The sequence below is a fragment of the Desulfacinum infernum DSM 9756 genome, assembly GCF_900129305.1.
GTDB classification, from domain to species: Bacteria; Desulfobacterota; Syntrophobacteria; order Syntrophobacterales; family DSM-9756; genus Desulfacinum; species Desulfacinum infernum.
In genome coordinates, this window is record NZ_FQVB01000052.1 from 1 (window position 1) to 23319 (window position 23319).

Sequence of the window (23319 nt, forward strand, 5' to 3'; positions counted from 1 at the left end):
CCCGGCCGCAGATGGCCGGAAGGGGATTGTCCTTCTTGATGAGTTCCAACGCTTCCCGGTAGCGACCCTCCGCCGCCAGGGCGATGTAACCCTGCACCGAAATGTGGGCCGGGCAGGTGGCCTTGCAGGGGCTCGTTCCCCGCTTCTCGATGGCGAAGGCCCCCGGAACCGCCTGGGCGTACCGTCGAAAGGCCGCCCGCCGCTCGCTCAGGCCCATGTCGTATTCATTCTTCAAGGCCACGGGACAGACCCGGGCGCACTCCCCGCAGCCCGTGCACTTTTCCAGATCGATGAAACGGGGCTTCTGGCGCACCTTCACCCGGAAGTTTCCGGGCTCCCCGTTCACCTCCTCCACCTCGCTCAACGTCAACAGCTCGATGTTCAGATGCCGGCCGACCTCGACCAGTTTGGGCGAGATGATTCACATGGCGCAGTCGTTGGTGGGAAAGGTCTTGTCCAGCTGGGCCATGGCCCCCCCGATGGACGGCTCCTTTTCCACCAGATAGACGTAGTAGCCCATCTCCGCCAGATCCAGCGCCGACTGCATCCCCGCGATCCCGCCGCCCACCACCAGGACGGACCCGACGGGCAATACCTTGCCGCTGTGCCGTTCCATGGCCGTGCCTCCCCGAGTGCGGCTTACCAGACTTCCATCTCCATGCGCTTGTAGAGGAACAGGAGCTGCTTCTGGGTGAGTTCCCCAATGTGCTCGTGGATCCATCGAAGGTCCCCGGTGAGGATGGCGGTCTTGGCCTCGGCACTCAAATCGTACTGGGCCAGCGCCTCCACACCCAGCTCCATGAGATCCCTCCAGAAACCCTTGTCGTCCGCCGTGCGGTTCAAGACGCGCATGACTTCCCTGCGTTCGATGAGCTTGGCCGCGTGCGATTCCACCGTTTCCAACCGCCCTTTGGTGAACGCCTCCAGGCGTTCCTTCAAGGCTTCGTTCACCACCTTTCGGAATTCCTCCTCGGTGAACGGCTTGGGCAGATAGTCCCGGGCCCCGATCTTCATGGCTTCCACCGCCGACTGAACGGACGAATAGCCGGTGATCACCACCACTTCCGTTTCAGGACGTCGCCCCTTCACCTGGCGGATCACGTCCATGCCGTTCATGTCCGGTAGTTTGAGGTCCGCCACCAGCAGGTCGAAGGCCTTCTGTCCGAACTTTTCCAGGGCGCTCCTGCCCGTCATGGCCCAGTCCACATCGTAGCCTTCCTCGGCCAGGATCATTTGAAGACCCTTGGCCACATTGGTTTCATCCTCCATGAGAAGGATGTGGGGCGGCACTTCGCCCCGTGTCGTGGTCCCTTCTTGAACGGCGATCATGGCGTCTCCTCCCTCTTGGCCTGCTCGGTTCTCTCCCCTCTCTTCCTGCCGTGGGGTAAGGGCACGATGCGTGCCGAACAGACCAGATGGAGGCGAAAACGGTCGCGTGTGGGAAAATAGAGGTAGAAACAAATACTTAAGGATTTGCAGGGGAATCGGGTCATGAAGGAAAAGTTGGGGATGGGGATGGAAAAGGTATGGTCGGATATACGGAGCAAGAGCCCCCGGAGGCCGCCATCCCCGGTGGACCGGAAAACGGCCAACTGTATCTTGCCTTATACGGCGGGGCGCTTCCGGGAGGGGGAAGGGATGCCGTGCCGTTTCATGAGCGCCGAGAAGTTGGGGCGCTTCATGCCCACCGCCTGGGCGGCCTTGGAGATGTTTCCGCCTTGGTCTTCCAGGGCCTTGAGGAGGAAGAGTTTTTCCATGCGTTCGTAGTGGTCGATGAGAAGGCGTTTTTTGAAGTCTCTCAGTTCCTGGATCGTTCGCGGGATGGGATCCGACCCCCACCGGCGGCGCGTCTCCAGGTGATCCAATAAGGTGAGCAGGTCCACCATGGGGGTGTCGGTCATGATCACCAGTCTTTCCACGGCGTTTTTGAGCTGACGCACGTTGCCCGGCCAGGGGTGGTTCACCAGGGCCTCCAGGGCGTCCTCGGTGAACCCGTCGATGCGCTTGGATGTTTTCCGGCAGAAATGGCGCAGAAAGTGGTAGGCCAGGCGGGGGATGTCGTCCTTTCGTTCGCGCAGCGGCGGCAGGAAGATGGGGAAGACGTTCAATCTGTAGTAGAGATCCTCCCGGAAGGAGCCCTGGGCCGCCAGGGTTCGCAGGTCCTTGTTGGTGGCGGAAATCACTCGCGCTTCCGTGGTCCTGAAAGACGAGGACCCCACCGGTTTGTATTCCCGGGTTTCCAGGACGCGCAGCAGTTTCCCCTGGGTTTCCAGGTTCAGGTTGGCGATGTCGTCCAGAAAGAGGGTTCCTTTGCTGGCCACTTGAAAGATGCCCGGCTTGTCCTGGGTGGCGCCGGTGAAGGCTCCCTTCACGTGTCCGAAGAGTTCGCTTTCCAGCAGGGTGGGCGACAGGGTGCTGCAGTCGATGGCGATGAACTTCTGGGAGGCCCGTCGGCTGTGGGCATGGATGGCCCGGGCCACCAGTTCCTTTCCCGTTCCGTGCTCTCCGTGGATCAAAACGGTGCAGTCCGTGGGAGCCACTTTTTCGATCTGCCGGAAGACTTCCAGAATCTTGGGATTTTCCCCCACGATGTTGGAAAACCCGTAGCGGTCCACCAATTCCTTTTTGAGCCGCAGGTTTTCTTCCACCAGCCGTTTCTTCTCCACGGCCCGCTGCACGCACAGGATGAGCTCATCATCGGTGAAGGGCTTGGTGAGATAGTCGAAGGCTCCCAGTTTCATGGCCTTCACGGCGTTTTGGACCGTGGAAAAGGCGGTCATGATGACGATACAGACCCTCAGGTTTTGCCTTCTTGCTTCCTCGAGGATCTCCATGCCGTCCATGTCCCCGAGGCGCAAGTCCAGGAGCACCACGTCGAAGTCGCCCCGCCGCAGAAGAGCACGCCCTTCCCTCCCGGTCAGGCAGAACTCTGCATGGTGGCCGTGTTCTTCCAGGATGGACCGGCACGCATGGGCCAGGCTCCTTTCATCTTCAACGATGAGGATTCTTCCCTTGGGAGGGGAGTCGGCCTTGGGACATTTCATGGGTCATCTCACGATGTTCACCCCAGGGGCAGGCTTATGGTGAAACGGGTTCCCTTGCCCGGTTCGCTTTCCACGCTCAATTCTCCGCCGTGGGCCTTGACGATGCCGTAGCTCACGGCCAGACCAAGCCCCGTTCCCTTGGGCTTGGTGGAAAAGAAGGGCTCGAAGATCTTGTCCAGGTTTTCCGGGGCGATGCCGCAACCGTCGTCCTGGACGACCGCCACTTGGAGGCCCCTGCTCCTGTCCACGAAACTCTTGATGCGGATTTCTCCGCCGGGCTTCATGGCTTCCACGGCGTTCAGCAGGATGTTGACGAAGACCTGCTGCATCTGGCGGCTGTCCAAAAGGGTGTCGGGCATGTCCGGTGCCAGGTTTTTTCGCAGTTCCAGGTGGTGCAGGCGGAACTCGTTTTGCAAAAGCACCAGGACCTTTTCGATGATGCGGTTGAGGTTGGCCAAAGACTTCTGGGGTTCCCTGTCCCGGCTGAATTCCAAGAGGTCTTGAATGATGCTTCGGCAACGGATGGTTTCGCTGACGATGATTTCCAGGGTCTCCTTCAAGGGGGTGTTGGGCGGAGCCTTCTTCAGGGCGTTGGTGCTGTAGAGGAGGATGCTGGCAAGGGGATTGTTGATCTCGTGGGCGATCCCCGCCGCCATGCGCCCCAGGGCGGAGAATTTTTCCGTTTGGAGCGCCAGTTGATGATACCGGCGCTGTTGCATCTCCAGCAGGCGGGCCTTGTCCATGGCGCAGGAAGTCAGTTGGGCGACGGCAACGATGAAGTCCAGCTCCTTTTCGCTGAAGCTCCGATGTTCCGGGAAGAGAATCCTGAGGATCCCCACCACGTTGTCCTGGATGCAAAGCGGCGCGTCCACCATCATGCGAATCCCCTCCGCCTGGGCCTCTTGCGGGTACTGGACGCGCGGACTTTGAAAGATGTCGCCGATCACGATCACCCGATCCTCGCTGCACAGCTGGGCGATCATTTTGTGGCTGGAGACATGACCCTTGGCCAGGTATTTCTCGCTGAGGCCGTAGGCCGCATAGAGCTCCATTTCGTGGGTCGCCAGGTTGATCACTCTCAGGATGGCTCCCTTGGCGCCCAAGAGCTCGGTGATCTTCCACACCACCAGCTGGGACACCTCGCGGGGGTCCGTGCTGGAATGGACCACGCCGGCAATGTCCCGGAACGCATAGAAGAGATCGGAAATGTTGGGTGAGATCATCGCTCTTTTCTCCCCGGTTCCAAGGATTCCGTGTGATGGAACACGTGGATTCGCAGAGCCGAGGCACGCGAGACCGGATGATCCCCTGGATGGTGCGGGAGGGTCGGCAGCGCGGTAAGAGGATCCCGCAGGGCGACAGGCGGAGGGAGTTCCCGAGTCAGATCAGCTCCGGATCATGGTCACTTGACACAATCCAGTCTATGTAATCCGAACCGACGGGGTCAAGAGCCCGCTTGAGGCGGGCAGGGTTGCGCTCAATAGGGTTTTGCCCGACAGGATAAAAGTTCGGTTCGCTTCTCCAATCGAGCCAAAGAAGTTCCGGCCCTAGGAGCCTGTCCGACAACGGCAGATTTGCGTCGCTCAATGGCCCATTCGTCATCCCCGCGAAGCTTGTCCCAGGCTTGAACGGGGAGCGGGGACCCAGGGTTTCCGGAAACTTATGGACTACCCCTTGCGCGGGAGTGACGGTTGGGGGGAGCTCTCAGACAGGCTCCTAGTCGCTTCGGATGATGAGAAAGTAGACGTTCACGGCCAGGATCCCGAGGCATCCGCCTGCGAATGGAACCAGCTTTTCCAGGGTCATGGGTTGACCTGCAGGGGGCAGCGTGTGCTGGAGGAGGAATATGAACGCGACGATTGAGCAGACCACCAGGAGGCTCTTGAAGGCCTTTTTCCAAAAGACCCACCCTAGGAAGACCACCACCGCGATCCAGAAGACCGGCTGCTCCAGCACTCGGCCCCAGTCCACGTTACGAATGGCCTCGCCCGCCTTGGTCATGTTGTATTCCTTAAGGAATTGAACGAACGCGTCCCAATACTCTTTCACAGGCTCACCTCCAGTGGCGGACGTCGAAGTGGGTGAATTCGCCCTGGTACGGTTCCTCCACCGTTTCCACCCGGTCCACCCGGCTTAAAGGGCTTCCCTTGTGGCACCACTGGACCACCGCGTCCACGGCCTCCTCATCCCCCTCGAAGACCGCTTCCACACGTCCGTCCGAGAGATTCCGCACCCAGCCGTTCACGCCGTAACGGAGTGCCGCTTCCTTGGTGTGAGCCCGAAAGAAGACCCCCTGGACTCTTCCCGAAATCCATACGTGCACCCGTTTTTTCGCCATGGCCTCTCCTCCGATGAAGGTCAAAGGGCAAGGTACATGGTAAAAGGCCCAAGGTACAAGGTTCAAGGCACGAGGAGGCGAAAAGTATAAGCACCTCCGGACGAGCTTTCCGTTAGGTGCCCTCAGGCAAAGATCGAAGGAACTCGTCTTCATCCATGATCCGCACCTTCAGGGTCCTGGCCCTTTCCAGCTTGGATCCCGGGTTTTCGCCTGCCACCACCACGTCCGTCTTGGCGCTCACGCTGGAAGCCACACGGGCCCCCAGGGCCTTCACCCTGTCGGCGGCCTCCTTGCGGCTCATGGACGCCAGGGTGCCTGTGAAGACCACGGTCTTGTCGCGCCAGAACGAGGGAGCGCTTTCCGTCGGGGCGGCTTCCACGTCCCGTGGGGTGACCCCGGCGGCCAAAAGGGCGTCCACCATCTTCCGGTTTTCCTCGTTTTGGAAATAGCGGACGATACTGTCGGCGACCTTGTCTCCCACCCCCTCAATGGCCGTCAGCTCCTCGCGGCCGGCTCGCCGAAAGGCCTCAAAGGTCTTGAAATGTTCCGCCAGGACGGAGGCCAGGTGGGTTCCCACCAGTTGAATGCCCAGGGCGTTGATGAAGTCGGCCAGCTCCGGCCGCCTGCTTTCCCGGATGGCCCGGATCAAGTTGGCCGCGCTCTTCTCGGCGAAGCCGGGAAGTTTCAGGAGATCTTCTTCGGTCAGCCGGTAGAGATCGGCGGGATTTTTCACCAGGCCTTCGTCCACCAGCATGGAAATGATCTTCTGTCCCAGGCCGTCGATGTCCATGGCATCGCGGCTCGCAAAGTGGCGGATGGCGGCCTTGACCTGCGCCGGGCAGCTCTTGTTGAGGCATCGATGGACCACTTCCCCTTCCAGGCGCACCACCGGCCCGTGGCACGACGGGCATTCCGCCACCATGCGGAAGGGCCGTTCCTTCCCCGTTCTCTTTTCCCGGATGGGCCGGACCACTTCGGGAATCACGTCGCCGGCCCTTTGGACGATCACCTCGTCGCCGATCCGGACGTCCTTTCGCTCGATTTCGTCCAGGTTATGGAGAGTGGCGCGTCGGATGGTGACGCCTCCCACCGTCACCGGTTCCAGATGGGCCACAGGCGTGAGCACTCCCGTTCGCCCCACCTGCACCTGGATATCCACGATGCGCGTGCGCGCCTGGTGGGGGGCGAACTTGTAGGCGATGGCCCAGCGGGGGCTCCGCGTCTTTTCGCCCAGAATTCTTTGCCATTCCAGCCGGTCGACTTTCACCACCACGCCGTCCACTTCGTAGGGGAGGGAAGGGCGCTGCTCCTCGATGCGCTCGTAATAGGCCAGGACCCGCTCGATACCCAGGCAGCGCTCCGAGAGCGGATTGACCGGGAGGCCCCATTTTCTCAACCCCTGCAACAGGTCCCACTGGGTTTCGAAGGAAACACCTTCCAGAAGGCCGATGCCATAAAAGAAGGCCTTCAGCGGCCGGCGCGCCGTGATGGCGGAATCCAACTGGCGAAGGGATCCGGCGGCGGCGTTCCGGGGATTGGCGAACAGGGGCTCCCCGGCTTCCTCCCTCTCGCGGTTGAGAGCCTCGAAAGCCTTCCGGTCCATGTACACTTCCCCCCGCACGGTGAGCCTCTGGGGGATCGGGGGGCCGTCGGCCGGGGAAAAGAGCCGCCAGGGAATCGCACGGATGGTCTTCACGTTGGGGGTCACGTCTTCTCCGCGGTAGCCGTCGCCCCGGGTGCCCGCCCGGAGCAGCCGTCCCTCTTCATAGAGGATCTCCACGGCCAGACCGTCCATCTTGGGTTCCGCCGTGTAGGCGATGGGTTCCGACACCCCCAGGAGTTTGGTCACCCGCCGGTCGAATTCGAGCATCTCCTCCCGGTTCATGGCGTTTTCCAAGCTCAGCATGGGGACGGGATGATCGAACGGTTCGAATTGATCCAGGGGCGCAAAGCCCACCCGTTGGGTGGGGGAATCGGGGGACGCCAATTCGGGATGGGCCTCTTCCAGGCGCACCAACTCGCGGAAAAGCGCGTCGTATTCCGCGTCGCTGATCACCGGGTCGTCCAGGGCGTAGTAGCGATAGTTGTGGTAGCGGATCTGCTCGCGAAGCTCTTCGATGCGCTTTTGGATGGAATCCTTCGATTCGTTCCGTGTCATGGGTCCACCTTCAAAACCTTGGCTGTCGGGTGAGGCGTCCGCACTGCCGTGGAACAGTCCCAGGCCCTACTCCCGTTCCAGCTGAAACCCTCCGGCCCATGCCGCCGCCTGAAGAAGTCCGAAACAGCCGGAAAGCATCATGTCTCCAAAGGGAGCCGCAAAGAGACCGGGGTCTTCAAAAAGCTGGCGTCGCCTGGGCCCCGTGACCAGCAGCCGATGGAACGCCCCTTCCAGGCCCCCGGCGCCGTAGGCGCAACCGTGTCCGTTATCCTCGAAGACCTCCCGAGCCGTCAATTCCTTCCTTCTCAGCGCATCCAGGTGAGCCGCGAGTTTTTCCGGGGTGAGTCGGCCCGTGTGGTGTTCATAGATGGCCAGAACCCGGCCACGGCGCACCAGGGCCACCACCGTGTGGAAGTTGCCCACGTTGACCACCGTGAGGCCCTCTTCGTTCCAACGGGCCCCCCGGGAGTCCATGAGAGCCCCCAGAATGGCCGCCGTTCCCGTGTCCAGCACCAGGGCTCCGGGCGCTGTTTCGCGAACCGCCCGCATGCGGGTCATATAGGCAGGAGGCGGGGTGGTGGCCAGCGTCTTCAGATCACCGCCCGATGCCAGAAAGTCCTGCCAGTAGCGGAACCGAAAGAGGCGATTGCTCTCGGCGGGGGAAAAGCCATGATCCTGAACCGCCACGGCGATGGAGCCCGGCAGGGGAATGTCGAAAAGGCCCAGAGCTTTTCCCAGCCGATCCACGTCCAGGTCTTGTAACACAACCTGGGGTACCCCGGCGGGCGGCTCATCCACGATCCGGACGCCCATGTCCCGAACCCTGTCCAAGTCGTCGTGGAGCGTGCGCGCTGCGTCCGGAAGGGCGTAGACCTTCAACCCGGCCTGAAGGTGGCGTTGGACCGCCCGACCGGAAGGGCCTCCTCCCATGGTTTTCCCCACCAGGACCACGTCCCGGCCTTCCCGCCGGAGTCCATCCAGCCGACGGGCCACCAGAACCGTGGGAGAGGGTAAGATCATCTTGATGGCGTTTTCCAGCAGTTGCCCTTGAAACCAGCACAACACGTCCTGGGTGCCGCCTCCCACGTCCACTGCCAAAACACCGTGGGTTGTCTCCATGGGGTTCCATCCTTTCCACTCTGGGATGCCTCACAATTCGACCTGTGAAGATACACGCGACGGGACGGGGGAAGCAAGGGAGCGGGGGGCCCTTCGCCGGACCGCGCAGGGCGAATCGGTATTCGCATCTACCGGATACCAGTTTCCATACAGCCCCTCAGGAGCGCACAACTTTATATAGGAAGCGCGCCCCCGTTCGGTTTGAGCGCGCGGCCTGTAGGGGCGAATAATCATTCGCCCCTACAGGGGGTGGCGAGCCTCGCCATGACCGTTGGGTCTTCAATTTGGGCAAAGTTCGGAAGGCCCGTTCCCGTGGCGCCGAGGCTCCGCAACGGCGAACACGGGGCGACTTTCTAGCCCTTGCCTGAGCGAGATCTGTTCCCGGACGGGCTCTCCGCGGTGAGTGCTTCCAGGAGCCGCCCGGGAAGGACTTTCCTGGCTTGGAGAAATCGGGGATCCCTGAATCCGTGACGCCAAACGAGGCGGGACAAATCGTCGGATACCACCAGAGCCCCGGCCAGGTCGATCCGCCGGAATGCGGCCACCGTGAGCAGGGCCGCCATCTCCATCTCCACCCCCAGGGCCCCACGGGCCTGGTAAGCGCGGACCTTCCCCTCCGTCTCCCGGTAAGGGGCGTCCGTGGACCACACCTTTCCCTCGTGGACGGTCAGCCCGGCTACGCACAGCGAACTTCTCAAAGATTTCATTAGGGATGGGGACGGCGCCACCGGCTCCTCCACGGGATAATGGGCCGAGGTTCCTTCTTCGGAGTAACCTTCCGTGGGCAAAATCACGTCGCCGATGGCCACGTGGGGTTGCAGGGAGCCGCACCAGCCGAAGGCGATCACGCGGCGGACCCCCAGGGCCATGGCCTTTTCCAGCACCAGTACCGCCTGGGGAGCTCCCAGCATGGGGCCGAGAACGGCTGTCTGGGTGCCGCCATACCAGCCCACCATCACGTCCGACAGAAAAAGCCGGTGCGGCTTTTCCCAACAGCCGTCCAGGAGCGACAGGCATGCATGGAGGTCATGGGGAGTGAACACCAGGAGGGCATGGGGAGGAAGCGAAGGATCCTTCCGGGATTTCTGGGGCTCGATGAGGGACCTGGGGGCTTCCATGGGCATGGCGGGAGGAAGATAGGTCAAACCGGCTCGGCCAAGGGCGCCGAACCGGTTTGAGGAGGTAACCAATTACTGCACGGCGTCCTTCAGCTTGCTTCCTGCCTTGAACTTGACCACCTTGCTGGCGGCGATGGTGATGGCCTCGCCCGTACGAGGATTGCGGCCCTCTCGGGAGGCTCGTTCGGCCACGCTGAAGGTTCCGAACCCCACCAGGGTCACCTTGTCCCCTTTGGCCAGGGTTTCCGTGACGGCGTCAACGAAGCTGTTGAGCGCCTTTTCGGCGGCAGCCTTGGTGATGCCCGCATCGTCGGCCATTTTTGCCACAAGATCAGCCTTCGTCATTCTTTCCTCCTCTTTGGTTCATGGTTCCAAAAAACAAACCAACTCCTCAGAATGCCTTGGGGGGGAGCGTCCAGCTTTCGACGGGAGGTTGAACCGCATGAGCATAACTTCGCAAGACGCAAGCAGATTATACCGCCCCAACAAGGCTTTGCAAGTATTTAATCGGCCAAAACCCGCATGAAATAAAGAAAATTCTGCTCGCACCGCCGGCCTTTTTCTTCGCCCGGCGGAGGGGCGTCTATGGGTTATTCAAAAAATTCAATGGCTTATGTTATTACAGCCTTTCCTCGCTTTGTGTATACAGGACCTGAGACAAGCCCCCTGATACTTCCGGTAACTTGGTCAAGGCATACTTTCTTTTGACCTTCCAGTCGTTTTTATGTTAGGTTCGCGCCCGATGGACCGTATAGAATTGCCCATAAAGTCAAGTCGATGGCGTAAGCGCACCTCCCGGGGCCCGAGGACCGTAACGCTCTTGGGCGTAGCCGCCTTTGTGATGGCGGCCGCTTTCCTGGGATGGCACCAGGCGCCTTCCATTCCTCCCCAGGCACCGCCTCAGGGGCCGGCTCGGGTGTCTTCCTCCATTGCCGTTTCGCCGCTACCGCTTCCGGCGACGGATCCCGGCCCGTATTACGACGATATATTCGCATTGGAACAGAGCTATTGGGAGCGTTTTGAGAAGCGAACCCATAGGGTGGCCAAGGGCGACAGCCTTTACAAGATCCTGCAGGAAAGCGGCTTGCCGACCGGATGCGTCCTGGAATGGCAAAAGACCTGCCCCCAGTTTTGCCGCCCGGATCGGATCCGTCCGGGGGATCGCTTCGATATTTATATAGATAAACGGTCCGGTACTCCTATGCGGGTGGTGCATACCGGCAAGGACGGAGGCAAGGCGCTTCTCGTCCGGACCGGAGAGAACTGGACGTGCCGGGACGGCGGAGCCGGCTCCTTCGTCCTTCAGGAATGGGCTTCCGGAACCATCACCGACACCCTCTACGAATCCTGCCTTCGCGCGGGACTGCCTTCTTCGCTCATCATGGAACTGGCGGACCTTTTCGCCTTCGACATCGACTTCACTTCCGACCTCCGGGTCGGAGACACGTTTTCCGTCTACTTTGAGCAAACGGTGAGCGACGGGCGGCTCGTCAAGGCCGGCCCCATCCTGGCGGCCGTCATGCAGGTCTCCGGCCGGACCTACCAGGCCTACTATTACGAATTGCCGGACGGATACCGGGATTACTTTGACGAAAAGGGACAATCCCTTCGCAAGATGTTTCTCAAGGCCCCTTTAAGCTACCGTCGGATCAGTTCCACCTTCACGTACCGGCGGTTCCATCCCGTGTTGAAGATTTACCGACCGCACTTGGGGATCGACTATGCCGCTCCCACGGGCACGCCGGTGAGCGCCCTGGGAGACGGGAAGGTGGTCTTCAAGGGATGGAAGGGCGGGTTCGGCCGCTATGTGGAGATCAAGCACAACGCCACCTACAAGACCACTTACGGGCACCTTTCCCGGTTTGCCAAAGGCTTGAAGGTGGGGGATCAGGTGAGGCAGGGGGACGTGATCGGCTACGTGGGGTCTTCCGGGCTGGCCACGGGACCGCACCTGGACTTCCGGTTCTATAAGAACGGAAAACCCGTCGACTTTCTAAAGACCACCTTTCCCCATACCCGGTCCGTTCCCAAGAAGCTCATGGCCGACTTCCAGGCCGCCCGCGAGCGATATTGGGCCAAGCTGCAAGGGCCCGCCGTTGCCCGTGTGGACCGGCCCTCCGCCGCCAGCCCATGAAGCCCGATGATGCCGTCTCCTACGCCCAAGTCGCCGTTCTCAACGGCCCCGCCGAACCGCTCCACTACCGCATTCCCCAACTCCGGGAGCCGACCGCCCGGCCGGGGGTTCGCGTGCTCGTCCCCTTGGGGCGCCGGGAAGCCCTGGGAATCGTTGTCGATACAACGCCAACCCTCCCCGACCCGTCCCTGGAAAAGGGCCTGAAGGATCTGGCGGCGGTCCTGGATGAACGGCCGGTCCTGCCCGAAGACCTTCTGCGGTTGTGCCGATGGATGGCGACCTACTATCTGCATCCCCTCCCGGCCGTCCTGGAGACGGCTCTTCCGCCGGGCCTTACCGCAAAACCCGCGATTCGCTACCGGCTGACCGACGAGGGAAGGAGAGCCTTGCTCGGATCCGCCGCCCCATCTGCTGGGGCTCGCGCCCTGGAGGAAGCCCTGGCGGCCTCCGGTGAGCTCGGTGCTTGCGAACTCCGTGACCTTCCCAGGGGATGGAAGGCCCACGCCCACAGGCTGGAAGAGAAAGGCTGGATTCGCAAAGAGTTCGCCTGGCCCTCCACCCAGCCGACCCAAAAGGTGATCCGGATCGTCCAGCTGGTTCGGGAGCCCCCGCCGGAAAGGCTGACGCGAAGCCGCCATCTGCGGGGCTTCGTGGAGGTCCTTCTGGAAGCGGGCGGTTCCTGCCCCCTCGCCCGTATCCGCGCCCGGGTGCCCAACGTCCACTACTGGGTGCAAAAGCTTACGGAAGAAGGTTTCCTGCGGGTCCAGGATCGGGAGGTGCTCCGGGAATCACCCCTGGCGCAGGAGATGCCGCCGTCGGCCCCCGCGAGCCTGACGCCGGAGCAAGACCAGGTGGTGAGACGGGTCGGCGAGGTTCTCGATTCCGGCGGTTTCCACCCCTTGGTCCTTTACGGGGTGACGGGAAGCGGCAAGACGGAGGTGTACCTGGCGCTGATCGAGCGGGTGCTGGCTGCGGGCAGGACGGCTCTGGTGCTGGTTCCGGAGATCGCACTGAGCACCCAACTGGAGGCCCTCTTTCGGTCCCGTTTCGGATCCGGCCTGGCCGTCTGGCACAGTGGGCTTTCCCCCGGGGTTCGCGACGATCAGTGGAAAAAGATTGTTCGGGGCGAAAGCCCCGTGGTGCTGGGGGTGCGCTCGGCGGTTTTCAGCCCCCTCCCGAATCTGGGGCTCATCGTGGTGGACGAGGAGCACGACGGATCCTACAAGCAGGAGGATCGCCTTCGCTACCATGCGCGGGATGCGGCGGTCATGCGGGCCCGCCTGGTGGGCGTTCCGGTGGTGCTCGGATCGGCGACACCCTCCCTCCAGTCCATCCACAACTGGCGCCTGGGACGCTACGAACTGCTCCGGTTGGAAAAGCGGGTGGAGGAACGGCCGCTTCCGCAGGTGGCCGTCGTGGACATGCGCCGCCACCGGGGGCCCTTTCGCGTGTTGTCCCCGGAGCTGCAGGAAGCCTTGCGGGAGACCTTGGAACAAGGCTACCAGGCGATCCTCTTTCTCAACCGACGGGGGTTCGCCACCTTCTTCCTATGCCGTACCTGCGGCTACGTCCTGCAATGTCCCCATTGCGCCGTGAGCGCCACCTACCACCAGAGTAGCGATCGCCTCCAATGCCATTACTGCGGCTGGGAAGCGCAGATCCCCGGGGCCTGCCCCGTGTGCGGAAAGCATGCCCTCATCCCCTTCGGGTTCGGGACCGAGCGGGTGGAAGAAGAGTTCAAACGATCCTTTCCCCATGTGGAAACGGTCCGTATCGACCGGGACGCAGTGAGCCGTCCCGGGCAGCTGGTGGAACATCTCAACGCGTTTCGCTCCGGGAAGGCCCGGGTGCTCATCGGCACCCAAATGGTGGCCAAGGGCCATGATTTCCCCCAGGTGACCCTGGTGGGCGTCATCAATGCCGACACGTCCCTCCAGGTCGCCGACTTTCGATCGGGTGAGACCACGGTACAGCTGCTCTTGCAGGTGGCGGGGCGTGCCGGCCGGGGCGACGCCCCCGGGCGGGTTCTCATCCAGACCTACAATCCCCAGCACCATGCCATCCAGGCCGCCGTGCACATGGACTATCTGCGTTTCTGCGAAGCGGAACTGACCTCCCGCCAAGCCCTCCAATACCCGCCCTTCACCCGGCTCGCCCGCCTGCTGGTGACCGCGCCGGATCCGGAAGCGGCGAAACGGGTCGCAGGGGAATGTGCCGGCACGGCGGAGGAATTGAAAGAAGCCTTCGCGGCCGACGACCGCCCGGTGGCCCTCATGGGACCTGCTCCGGCTCCGATCCACAAGCTCAAGGGGCGCTACCGTTGGAACCTCTACATCAAGGCGTGGAGCCATGCCCACCTGCAGCCCTTCCTGGAAGCCCTGATGGCTTGGGTCGCGCACCGGAAACTTCCCCGCACCGTCCACGTGGCGGTGGACCGGGATCCCATGTCGAGTCTGTGAGAGGGGCGGTTCGCCTTGAAATTCCGCCCCGACATGTTTAGAGTCAGGAGGTCGGCGGGTGCGGGCAGGGGACCTGCGCGGCCATCCAAGGAAAGCGAGGCATGTGATGGCGATACTGAATATTTGCGTGTATCCGGACCCGGTGCTGAGGCAGAAGGCTGAGCCCATTACGAAGGTGGATGCCGGCATCCGAAAACTCATGGACGACATGGTCGAAACCATGTACGACGCTCCGGGCATCGGGCTGGCGGCCAATCAGGTGGGCCGGCCCCTTCGGCTCATCGTGGTGGATCTCCAGCGAGAGGACGACGAGCACGGACTGATCGTCCTGGTGAATCCGGAGATTGTGGAGGCGTCCGGGGAGATTGTGTGGGAGGAGGGGTGTCTGAGCGTCCCCGACTTCTTTTCCAATGTGAAACGCCATGAGTCCGTGGTGGTCCGAGGGCTCGACGCCGACGAAAAGCCGCTGGAAATCCGGGCCGACGGCCTCCTGGCGGTGGCGTTGCAGCACGAAATCGACCATCTGGAAGGGCGGCTCTTCATCGATCATCTCAATCCCATCAAGCGGGACATCTTCAAGCGGAAATGGAAAAAGCGGATCAAAGAAGCCCAGACGGCCTGACAGGGCCATTTCCCCGCCTTGTGTTTCTGGGTACTCCCGATTTTGCGGTTCCCACCCTGGAAGAACTGGCCAAACGGGGCGCGGACGTCGCTCTGGTGGTGACCCAGCCGGACCGCCCCAAGGGGCGGGGAAAGAAGCCGGCGCCTCCGCCCGTGAAGGCGGCGGCCCAAAGGCTGGGCCTGCCCGTCTATCAGCCGGAAAGGATCCGTCATCCGGAGGCGGTGGAGCGTCTGCTTTCTTCCGGAGCCGAATGCCTGGTGCTGGTGGCCTATGGGCAGCTCCTTCCCCAAGCCCTTCTGGAAGGCTGTCCCCTGGGAGCCCTCAACGTGCACCCCTCCCTTCTTCCCAAGTACCGCGGTGCGGCGCCCATCCAAAGGGCTCTCATGAACGGGGACGAGGAAACGGGGGTCTCGATCATGCTCATGGACGAAGGCATGGACACGGGACCCGTGCTGGCCGTGGAAAAGGTGCCCATCGGACCCGAGGACACCGCCGGAACCCTTCACGAAAAATTGTCGGTCCTGGGGGCGGATCTCATGTGCCGCACCCTGGTCCAATGGAAGGCGGGACGCTGCCGCCCTGTCCCCCAAGACGACGCTTCGGCCTCCATGGCCCCGCCCATCCGAAAGGAAGAGACCCGGGTGGACTGGAGCCGGCCGGCCCTGGAGGTGGCGAACCGCATTCGGGCTCTGGACCCCTGGCCCGGCGCCTATACGGTCCACCAAGGAAAACGCCTCAAGCTCTTCCATGCCCGCCCGTCCCGATTGAACCTTTCCGGCCGTCCCGGCGAGGTCTTGGGCGATTGTGAAGGCGGCCTCTTGGTGGCGGCGGGGGACGGCAGGGCGGTCTGCATCGGGCGCCTTCAGCTGGAAGGGAAAAAAGCCCTGGATGCCCACGACTTCCTGCGCGGCCATGCTGTTCCCGCAGGGGACGTTCTCCACTGATTCCCATGAGGTTTCCCCGCATGGCGCGCGCCCTATCGGACAAGGCCCTTCTCATCGTTTTGCTGCTGGCCGCCAGCGCCATCATCTGCGCGGTGCTGGCGCTGCTCTTCGCCGTTCCCTACTACGGGTTCGCCCGGATCCATCCAAGACTTCCCCTCTTTGCCGGGCTCCTTTTCGGGGGCCTCGCTGCGGCTCAACTGGGGGCCGTGGCCCTGCTGGCCACCGCCGCCTTTTTGGGTCGCGATGTGCCCTTTTCCGCTCCCCTCCGTCATTTCACCGCCAAGGGCCTGCTTCCCCTCCTGGTCTTCGTGGGCCGACTGGCAGGCATTTCCAAGAAACAGGTCCAGCATGCCTTCGTGGCCTTCAACAACGAGCTGGTCATGGCCCGCTGTCGGTCGGGAAGACCGCCCCGCCGGGTGCTCCTTCTCATGCCCCACTGTCTGCAAAGGGCCGACTGCGCCGTTCGCATCACCTACGACATTTCCAACTGCAAGCGGTGCGGCAGGTGCCCCATCGCAGGCCTTCTGGAGCTGAGCGAATCCTACGGGGTGGATCTGGCGGTGGCTACCGGAGGAACCATCGCCCGCCGGATCGTGGTGCAGACCCGGCCGGAACTGATCGTGGCCGTGGCCTGTGAGCGGGATCTGGTGAGCGGCATCCAGGACACGCTGCCCCTTCCCGTCTACGGCCTGTTCAACCAACGTCCCAACGGGCCCTGCTTCAACACCCTGGTGCCCCTGGACCGGGTGCGTGACGTGCTGGAACAGGTGCTGAACCGAAAGGGTCCCCATGGATAACATCCGTGCAACGGCCTATCGGATCCTCCTGCAGATGGAGCTCCGGCCGGCCCATCCGGACCGGCTCCTTCGAACGGCCATGGAGCGCCAGGCGGCCGGGGACGATCGCGACCGGGCGCTGCTCACCGAGCTGGTCTACGGGGTGCTCCGCTGGCGCCGGCGGCTGGACTGGCACGTGGACGTACTGGTGGGCGGAAAGAAAGTGGATCCTCCGGTTCGAATCCTGCTGCGCCTGGGCCTCTACCAGATCCTTTTCCTCACCAAGGTGCCCGCCCATGCGGCCGTCCACGAGACGGTGGAGCTGGCCAAGACTTCCCATCCCAAGCACATCGTGGGGTTCGTCAACGGGGTGCTGCGCCAGGCCGTGCGGCGCGGAAACGACTGGCCCTGGCCGGATCCCGCCTCCCAGCCCGTGCAGGCCCTGGCCGTGGAAACGTCCCATCCCGACTGGTTTGCCGAATACGCCCTCAGGCGCTGGGGCATCGATGAGGCCCGCCGGGTCCTGGAAGCCAACAACCGGCCCGCCGGAATCACGGTCCGCGTCAATACCCGGAGAGCCCCTCCCGCCCAGGTTCGAGCCTGGTTCGAGCGACAGGGCCTGGCCGTGGAACTTTCCCCGGTGCTGGACCGGGCCCTGCGCCTCCCGTCCCTTCGCATGGACGTGCGCCTTCTCGAACCCTTTCGGGACGGTTGGATCCAGGTGCAGGACGAGGCGTCCCAGCTGGTGTCCCTGGCCTTGGCGCCCCGGCCCGGTGAGCGGGTGCTGGATCTGTGCGCCGGCTTCGGCGGAAAAACCACCCACCTGGCCGACCTCATGGAGGATCAGGGGGAGATCACGGCGGTGGACCAGGCGGCCTGGAAGCTGGAAGCTCTCCAGGAAAACGCCGCACGCCAGGGATTGACCTGCATCCGGACCCATGCCGCCGATGCCCTCTCCCTGGACCCCGACCGTCTGGGGCTTTTCCATCGGGTTCTGGTGGACGCGCCCTGCACCGGGTTCGGCGTGCTGAGGCGTCATCCCGACATCAAGTGGCGCCGGTCCGTGAAGGCGCCCTTCCGGGCGTCCCGCACCCAGTCGGCATTGTTGCGCCATGCCGCCCGGTTTGTTAGAAGGGGCGGGGTCCTGGTCTATGCCACCTGCACCCTGTTTGAAGACGAAAACCGGAACGTGGCGGACGGCTTCCTGAGGGACCATCCCGGGTGGGAAGCGGAACCGGTGGTTCGGCACCTTCCCGAAACGTGCCGGGACATGGCGGACGGACCCTACCTGCAGACCTGGCCGCACCGGCACGGAACGGACGGCTTTTTCATCGCCCGTTTTCGGAAAGTGACGGGTGATGAGTGACGGGTGATGGGTACTTCCCCTTTTCCGAAGGGGGATTATCTTCGACGGCCGGAACGTTTCCTTCCGGGAGCCTGTGTGAGAACTCCGGGGATGACCGCTTTTTTCGTAGCGCAGCCCTTTAGGGCTGCGGAGGAATCCGCGAACTTCGGACGGACTTTCGGGTTTTCCCTATGACTTCATGAGGTTACGATGACCCCTTTCCGCGGGGCTGAAGCCCCGCGGCTACGAACGTAACCCAAATCTCCGGCATCTTGAGCCGGAGAGCCATTGTCGGTCACCCTCCTAGGGTGCAATGAATTTCAGGAAAGGAAGATCGTGAAAGGAAACGGGAGGCGGCTGCTTTCGGCATCCATTCTTTCGGCGGACTTCGGACGGCTCGCCGAGGAGGTCCGGGCCGTGGAGGCGGCCGGAACGGACTGGATTCATGTGGACGTGATGGACGGGCACTTCGTTCCCAACATCACCATCGGGCCCGACGTGGTCCGGGCCGTGCGCCGGGCCACCGGTCTCCCCCTGGACGTGCATCTCATGATCGCCGAACCCGACCGGTACCTGCAGGATTTCGCCGACGCCGGCGCCGACTGGCTGGGGGTGCACGTGGAGGCCTGCGTGCACCTGCACCGCACCGTACAGCGCATCCGGGAGCTGGGAAAAAAAGCGAGCGTCTCCCTCAACCCCGCCACTCCCCTTTGCTGGGTGGAGCCCATCCTGGAAGACGTGGACATGGTGCTCCTCATGACGGTCAATCCAGGGTTCGGCGGCCAAAAGTTCATCCGGTCCGTCCTGGACAAGGTGCGCACCCTGCGGCGGTGGATCGACGAACGGGATCTTCCGGTGCTCCTGCAGGTGGACGGGGGGGTCAATACGGACACCGTGGACGAACTGGTGGAGGCGGGCGTGGATGTGTTCGTGGCGGGTTCGGCCGTCTTCCGGGGGGACGACTACAAGGCCACGGTGGGGGCGCTCAAATCCCGGTTCCGGAGCGATCCGCCGGGTGCCGGGCCCCACGGAACGGCGAGGTGAGCCGGCCGGCGCTCGGTTTGTCCCAAACTGGACGGCTCTTTTTCAAGGCGGGTAGGGGCGGGGTTTATCCCCGCCCGCTCAGCGGGCGGCGATAGACAAACCCCATCAAAGAATCGCCCGACTCAGGCTTGTACAAAGATGCTGCAAGTACCATAAACGAGGTCTGAAGGGGCGAATCATCATTCGCTCCTTCCTAAGGTTCCATGCTCTGAAGGACACGGTCTCTCGCTCGTTTGCAACAACTTCCGTGGCGGGGCTCTTGACGCGTATCGGCGCTTTTCCCATCAGGCAGGGGTTCCGAGAGTCGGTTAACCGCATGAGGTCGTAAAAGAAAGGAGAGGGGACATGGAGATTCAGAAGGTCTGCGTTTTGGGAGCGGGGATCATGGGATCCGGAATCGCCCAGGTGCTGGCCCAGGCCGGGTACCAGGTGGCCCTTCGGGACATCGAGGATCGCTTCGTAGAAAAGGGCCTTTCGGGCATCAAGAAGAACCTGGAGCGCGCCGTCTCCAAGGGGAAGATGGATCAGGGCGAAGCGGACGCCGTCCTCGGCCGCATCCGGGGAACCACGGACATGAAGGAAGCCGCCTCGGACGCCGATTTCGTGATCGAGGCCGTCATCGAAAACATGGACATCAAGAAGCAGGTCTTCAAGGAGTTGGACGGCCTGTGTAAGCCGGAAGCCATCCTGGCGTCCAACACCTCGGGCCTTTCCATCACCGAGATGGCGTCGGTGACGGCCCGTCCCCACAAGGTCATCGGCATGCACTTTTTCAATCCCGTCCCGGTCATGAAGCTTGTGGAGATCATCCGCGGTTTTGTGACCGACGATGCCACCTTTGACGCCACCAAGGCGCTGGTGGAGCGCATCGGGAAGACCCCCGTGGAGGTCAAGGAAGCTCCGGGGTTTGCCGTGAACCGCATCCTGTGCCCCATGATCAACGAGGCGATCTTTGTCTACGCGGAAGGCATCGCGTCCGCCGAGGACATCGACCGGGCCATGACCCTGGGAGCCAACCACCCCATCGGCCCGCTGGCCCTGGCCGACATGGTGGGCCTGGACACGCTGCTCTTCGTGCTGGAGGGCCTCCACAAGGAGCTGGGGGAAGACAAATACCGGCCGGCGCCCTTGCTTCGCAAGATGGTTCGGGCCGGCTACCTGGGCCGGAAGAGCGGCAAGGGCTTCTACGACTATGGCAAATGATAACCTGAACGACTTTACCACATGGGTAGGGGCGGGGTCGGTCCCCGCCCGCTGAGCGCGAGGTGTCGGAAAGACCGGATGAAAAGAGCGCTCCGTTGAGGGATCAGGCTTTTAAGAGAACGAGGAGGGGTGAGTGATGAGCCATGACCGGGATGTGGTGATCGTATCGGCGGCGAGGACGCCCATCGGCAAGTTCGGCGGAAGCCTCAAGGACGTGCGGGCTTCCAGCCTGTTGGCCCTGGTGATGAAGGAGGTGCTCAAGAGGGCGGGCAACCCGGATCCCTCCATTCTGGACGAGGTGGTCACGGGCGACTGTGCCCAGTGTTTCGACGAGGCCAACACGGCGCGCACGGCCATGCTGAAGGCGGGCCTTCCCGTGGAGATTCCGGCCCACACTATCCAGAGGCAGTGCGCCTCCAGCATGCAGGCCCTCGCGGCAGCCACCCAGATGATCAAAGCGGGGGATGCGGACGTGGTCCTAGTGGGCGGTGTGGAATCCATGAGCTCGGCCCCTTACTACCTTCCCAATGCCCGGTGGGGCATGCGCCTCATGAACCACGAAGTGGTGGATTCGGTCTGGGAGATGCTCCATTCGGGAAGCCGGCTTCTGGGCAACCCCATGATCATGGGCCAGACGGCGGAAAACCTGGCGGAAAAGTACGGAATCAGCCGCCAAGAACAGGACGAGGTGGCCCTGCGGAGCCATCACAACGCCGAGACGGCCATCAAGGAAGGCCGTTTCAAGGACCAGATCGTTCCCGTGGAGATTCCGGGTCCCAAGGGAAAGACCGCCGTCTTTGAACAAGACGAACACCCCCGGTTCGGCCTCACCATGGACGATCTGGCCAAGCTCAAGCCGGTCTTCAAGAAGGACGGGACGGTGACGGCCGGGAACTCCTCCGGACTGAACGACGGGGCCGCGGCGGCGCTGGTCATGACCCGGGCCAAGGCCAAGGAGATGGGCCTGGAGCCGCTGGCGCGGATCGTGGCCACGGCGGCCGCCGGCGTGGAACCGGAATACATGGGCTACGGTCCGGTGCCGGCCACGGACAAGGTGCTCAAGAAGGCGGGCATGACCCTGAAGGACATCCAACTGATTGAACTCAACGAAGCCTTCGCGGCCCAATACATCGCCTGCGAACGGGGAATCGGCTTCGACCGGGCCATCGCCAACGTGAACGGAAGCGGCATCGGCCTGGGTCACCCGGTGGGATGCACGGGGCTTCGGATCGTGATCTCCCTGGCCTACGAGATGGCACGTCGGGATCTGTCCATAGGGCTCGCCACCCTGTGCGTGGGCGGCGGCATGGGCATGGCCACCATCGTGGCCCGCGACTAGACGAGATTCTTCCGTTCGGCCGCGGGGCCCAGCCCCGCAGCCGAACGGATCTGCAGGGGGCGTGAGACCTGTCGCTACGTGCCCATCTCCCACGAGGACAGGTACTTTTCCTGTTCGGGGGTGAGCGAGTCGATGACCACCCCCATGGAACGGAGCTTGATGCGGGCGATTTTTCGATCTATCTCCGGAGGAACCGGCAGAACCCGGGGGCTTCCGCCGTGACCGTTTCGGGCCAGGTGAGCGGCGCACAGCGCCTGATTGGCGAAACTCATGTCCATCACGCTGGACGGATGCCCCTCGGCCGCTGCCAGGTTCACCAGCCGCCCTTCGGCCAACACGTTGATGCGGCGCCCGTCCGCCAAGAGAAATTCTTCCACTTCCTTCCGGATTTGCCGCCGTTGGACCGCCAGGTCCGCCAGGGCGGGAAGCTCGATTTCAACGTCGAAGTGACCGGAATTACATAGGATGGCTCCGTCCTTCATCTTTTCGAAATGTTCCCGACGGAGCACGTGCATGTCTCCCGTCACCGTGCAGAAAAAGTCCCCGACGGCGGCCGCTTCGTCCATGGTGGTGACGGTGTATCCGTCCATCACCGCTTCCAAGGCCCGGAGGGGATCCACTTCCGTGACGATGACACGGGCTCCCAAGCCTGAAGCGCGCATGGCCACACCGCGTCCGCACCAGCCGTAGCCGCTCACCACGAAGGTGCTGCCGGCCAAAAGACGGTTGGTGGCCCGAATGATCCCGTCCACGGTGCTCTGCCCCGTGCCGTAGCGGTTGTCGAACAGGTGCTTGGTGTCGGCGTCGTTCACCGCGATGATGGGATAACCCAGCACCCCCTTTTCCGCCATGCTCCGAAGACGTATGACCCCCGTGGTGGTTTCTTCCGTGCCCCCCAGAACCCCCTCCATCAGGTCGCGCCGATCCGTGTGGATCGTGGAAACCAGGTCGGCCCCGTCGTCCATGGTCAATCGGGGGCGGGTATCCAGCACCGCGTGAATGTGGTTGAAATACGTTTCCCGGTCCTCGCCCCGGCGCGCATAGACGCTGATGCCGTCATGGACCACCAGGGAAGCGGCCACATCATCCTGGGTGGAAAGGGGATTGGAAGCGCACAGGGCGATCCGGGCGCCTCCCGCCTTGAGCACTTGCATGAGCCGAGCCGTTTCCGTGGTCACGTGAAGGCACGCCCCCAGGGCCACGCCTTCCAGGGGTCTTTCCCTTCGGAATTCGTCCTCGATGGAAGCGAGAACCGGCATGGCTTGAGCCGCCCACTCGATCCTTTTTCGTCCTGCGGAAGCCAGTGCGAGATCGGTCACGTCAGCTGGAACGTGCATGGAATCTTCTCCTCGTAACCCAAGTTTGTCACTTTTGTGTGTAAGTTACTGATTTTGTTGTAGAGTGTTTTCAAATTCTACACTACAAATTTTTCATTCGATGGTGGTCAGCCTCCTTAATGGTCGTACCGGCAGCCCGAGAGCATTGTAAATTTTCACGTGAACCGGTTCCGGCTCGGACGTGTGTCGTATGTGAATGACCTGCCCTTTGTCATTGACCATGCTGGTGGTCACCCGCACCTGGCCACTCAGATGCGTTCGCAAGGTGGCCCAGTGGTGACGAATTCCGCTTTCGCGAAGCGTCCTCTGGATGACGCACAGCAGATGGTAAGCAAGGAC

The 23319-nt window shown here is 62.6% G+C and carries 20 protein-coding genes and 1 pseudogene; 9 read left to right on the forward strand and 12 right to left on the reverse strand.

Features of this window, described 5'->3' with window-relative positions; all coding sequences use genetic code 11:
* The 10 genes from BUB04_RS20175 to BUB04_RS17365 form a co-directional block, all read right to left on the reverse strand.
* Positions 1–616, reverse strand: a 616-nt coding sequence (locus BUB04_RS20175; protein WP_178372033.1) for an FAD-dependent oxidoreductase, incomplete at its 3' end; no start/stop codon positions are given.
* Positions 617–639: 23 nt separating this feature from the next.
* The gene (locus BUB04_RS17320) at positions 640–1329 is read right to left on the reverse strand and encodes a response regulator (RefSeq protein ID WP_073041831.1); all 690 of its coding nucleotides are present in this window, start codon (positions 1327–1329) and stop codon (positions 640–642) included.
* A gap of 275 nt (positions 1330–1604) precedes the next feature.
* Complete coding sequence (locus BUB04_RS17330) at positions 1605–3044, reverse strand: sigma-54-dependent transcriptional regulator (protein ID WP_073041835.1); 1440 nt, start codon at positions 3042–3044, stop codon at positions 1605–1607.
* Positions 3045–3061: 17 nt separating this feature from the next.
* On the reverse strand, positions 3062–4267 hold the full coding sequence (locus BUB04_RS17335; protein ID WP_084076624.1) for a sensor histidine kinase: 1206 nt from the start codon (positions 4265–4267) through the stop codon (positions 3062–3064).
* Positions 4268–4760: 493 nt separating this feature from the next.
* Positions 4761–5093, reverse strand: coding sequence for a hypothetical protein (locus tag BUB04_RS17340; RefSeq protein ID WP_143156544.1), 333 nt, complete (start codon positions 5091–5093; stop codon positions 4761–4763).
* A gap of 4 nt (positions 5094–5097) precedes the next feature.
* The gene (locus tag BUB04_RS17345) at positions 5098–5382 is read right to left on the reverse strand and encodes an acylphosphatase (protein WP_073041838.1); all 285 of its coding nucleotides are present in this window, start codon (positions 5380–5382) and stop codon (positions 5098–5100) included.
* 112 nt (positions 5383–5494) lie between these two features.
* Positions 5495–7540, reverse strand: a complete 2046-nt coding sequence (gene ligA / locus BUB04_RS17350) for an NAD-dependent DNA ligase LigA (RefSeq protein ID WP_073041841.1) — start codon at positions 7538–7540, stop codon at positions 5495–5497.
* Positions 7541–7606: 66 nt separating this feature from the next.
* A complete protein-coding gene (locus tag BUB04_RS17355; protein ID WP_073041843.1) occupies positions 7607–8659 on the reverse strand; it encodes a DUF1786 domain-containing protein in 1053 nt (350 codons plus the stop codon).
* A gap of 353 nt (positions 8660–9012) precedes the next feature.
* Positions 9013–9804 (reverse strand): nucleoside phosphorylase, encoded by a 792-nt coding sequence (locus BUB04_RS17360; protein ID WP_143156545.1) that lies wholly within the window; start codon positions 9802–9804, stop codon positions 9013–9015.
* 45 nt (positions 9805–9849) lie between these two features.
* Positions 9850–10122: an HU family DNA-binding protein gene (locus BUB04_RS17365; RefSeq protein WP_073041847.1), complete on the reverse strand. Its 273-nt coding sequence runs from the start codon at positions 10120–10122 to the stop codon at positions 9850–9852.
* A gap of 475 nt (positions 10123–10597) precedes the next feature.
* On the opposite strand from BUB04_RS17365, the gene BUB04_RS17370 reads away from it, so the two are divergent.
* The 9 genes from BUB04_RS17370 (at position 10598) to BUB04_RS17410 (ending at position 21643) form a co-directional block, all read left to right on the forward strand.
* Entirely contained in the window at positions 10598–11911 is a 1314-nt protein-coding gene (locus tag BUB04_RS17370; RefSeq protein WP_178372034.1) for a M23 family metallopeptidase, read from the forward strand.
* A complete protein-coding gene (priA, locus tag BUB04_RS17375) occupies positions 11908–14370 on the forward strand; it encodes a replication restart helicase PriA (RefSeq protein WP_073041850.1) in 2463 nt (820 codons plus the stop codon). Before BUB04_RS17370 ends, priA begins: the two co-directional genes overlap by 4 nt.
* A gap of 106 nt (positions 14371–14476) precedes the next feature.
* Positions 14477–14992: a peptide deformylase gene (gene def / locus BUB04_RS17380; protein ID WP_073041852.1), complete on the forward strand. Its 516-nt coding sequence runs from the start codon at positions 14477–14479 to the stop codon at positions 14990–14992.
* Positions 14956–15936: a methionyl-tRNA formyltransferase gene (fmt, locus tag BUB04_RS17385; protein WP_073041854.1), complete on the forward strand. Its 981-nt coding sequence runs from the start codon at positions 14956–14958 to the stop codon at positions 15934–15936. The genes def and fmt overlap by 37 nt, the downstream gene beginning before the upstream one ends.
* A 20-nt stretch (positions 15937–15956) precedes the next feature.
* Positions 15957–16733 carry a DUF116 domain-containing protein gene (locus BUB04_RS17390; protein WP_245795230.1) on the forward strand — a complete coding sequence of 259 codons (777 nt, stop codon included), beginning with the start codon at positions 15957–15959 and terminating at the stop codon, positions 16731–16733.
* Positions 16726–18078, forward strand: coding sequence for a 16S rRNA (cytosine(967)-C(5))-methyltransferase RsmB (gene rsmB / locus BUB04_RS17395; RefSeq protein ID WP_073041859.1), 1353 nt, complete (start codon positions 16726–16728; stop codon positions 18076–18078). Before BUB04_RS17390 ends, rsmB begins: the two co-directional genes overlap by 8 nt.
* Positions 18079–18393: 315 nt before the next feature.
* Entirely contained in the window at positions 18394–19101 is a 708-nt protein-coding gene (gene rpe, locus BUB04_RS17400) for a ribulose-phosphate 3-epimerase (RefSeq protein ID WP_073041866.1), read from the forward strand.
* Positions 19102–19452: 351 nt separating this feature from the next.
* On the forward strand, positions 19453–20304 hold the full coding sequence (locus BUB04_RS17405) for a 3-hydroxybutyryl-CoA dehydrogenase (protein WP_073041868.1): 852 nt from the start codon (positions 19453–19455) through the stop codon (positions 20302–20304).
* Positions 20305–20440: 136 nt separating this feature from the next.
* On the forward strand, positions 20441–21643 hold the full coding sequence (locus BUB04_RS17410; protein ID WP_073041860.1) for a thiolase family protein: 1203 nt from the start codon (positions 20441–20443) through the stop codon (positions 21641–21643).
* A 74-nt stretch (positions 21644–21717) separates the two neighbouring features.
* Here the strand turns inward: BUB04_RS17410 and BUB04_RS17415 are convergent, their stop codons facing one another.
* Together BUB04_RS17415 and BUB04_RS19490 are read right to left on the reverse strand one after the other, a co-directional pair.
* Complete coding sequence (locus BUB04_RS17415; protein WP_073041862.1) at positions 21718–22980, reverse strand: adenosylhomocysteinase; 1263 nt, start codon at positions 22978–22980, stop codon at positions 21718–21720.
* A 93-nt stretch (positions 22981–23073) separates the two neighbouring features.
* Positions 23074–23319: pseudogene (locus BUB04_RS19490) on the reverse strand (IS1634 family transposase); the annotation flags it as partial.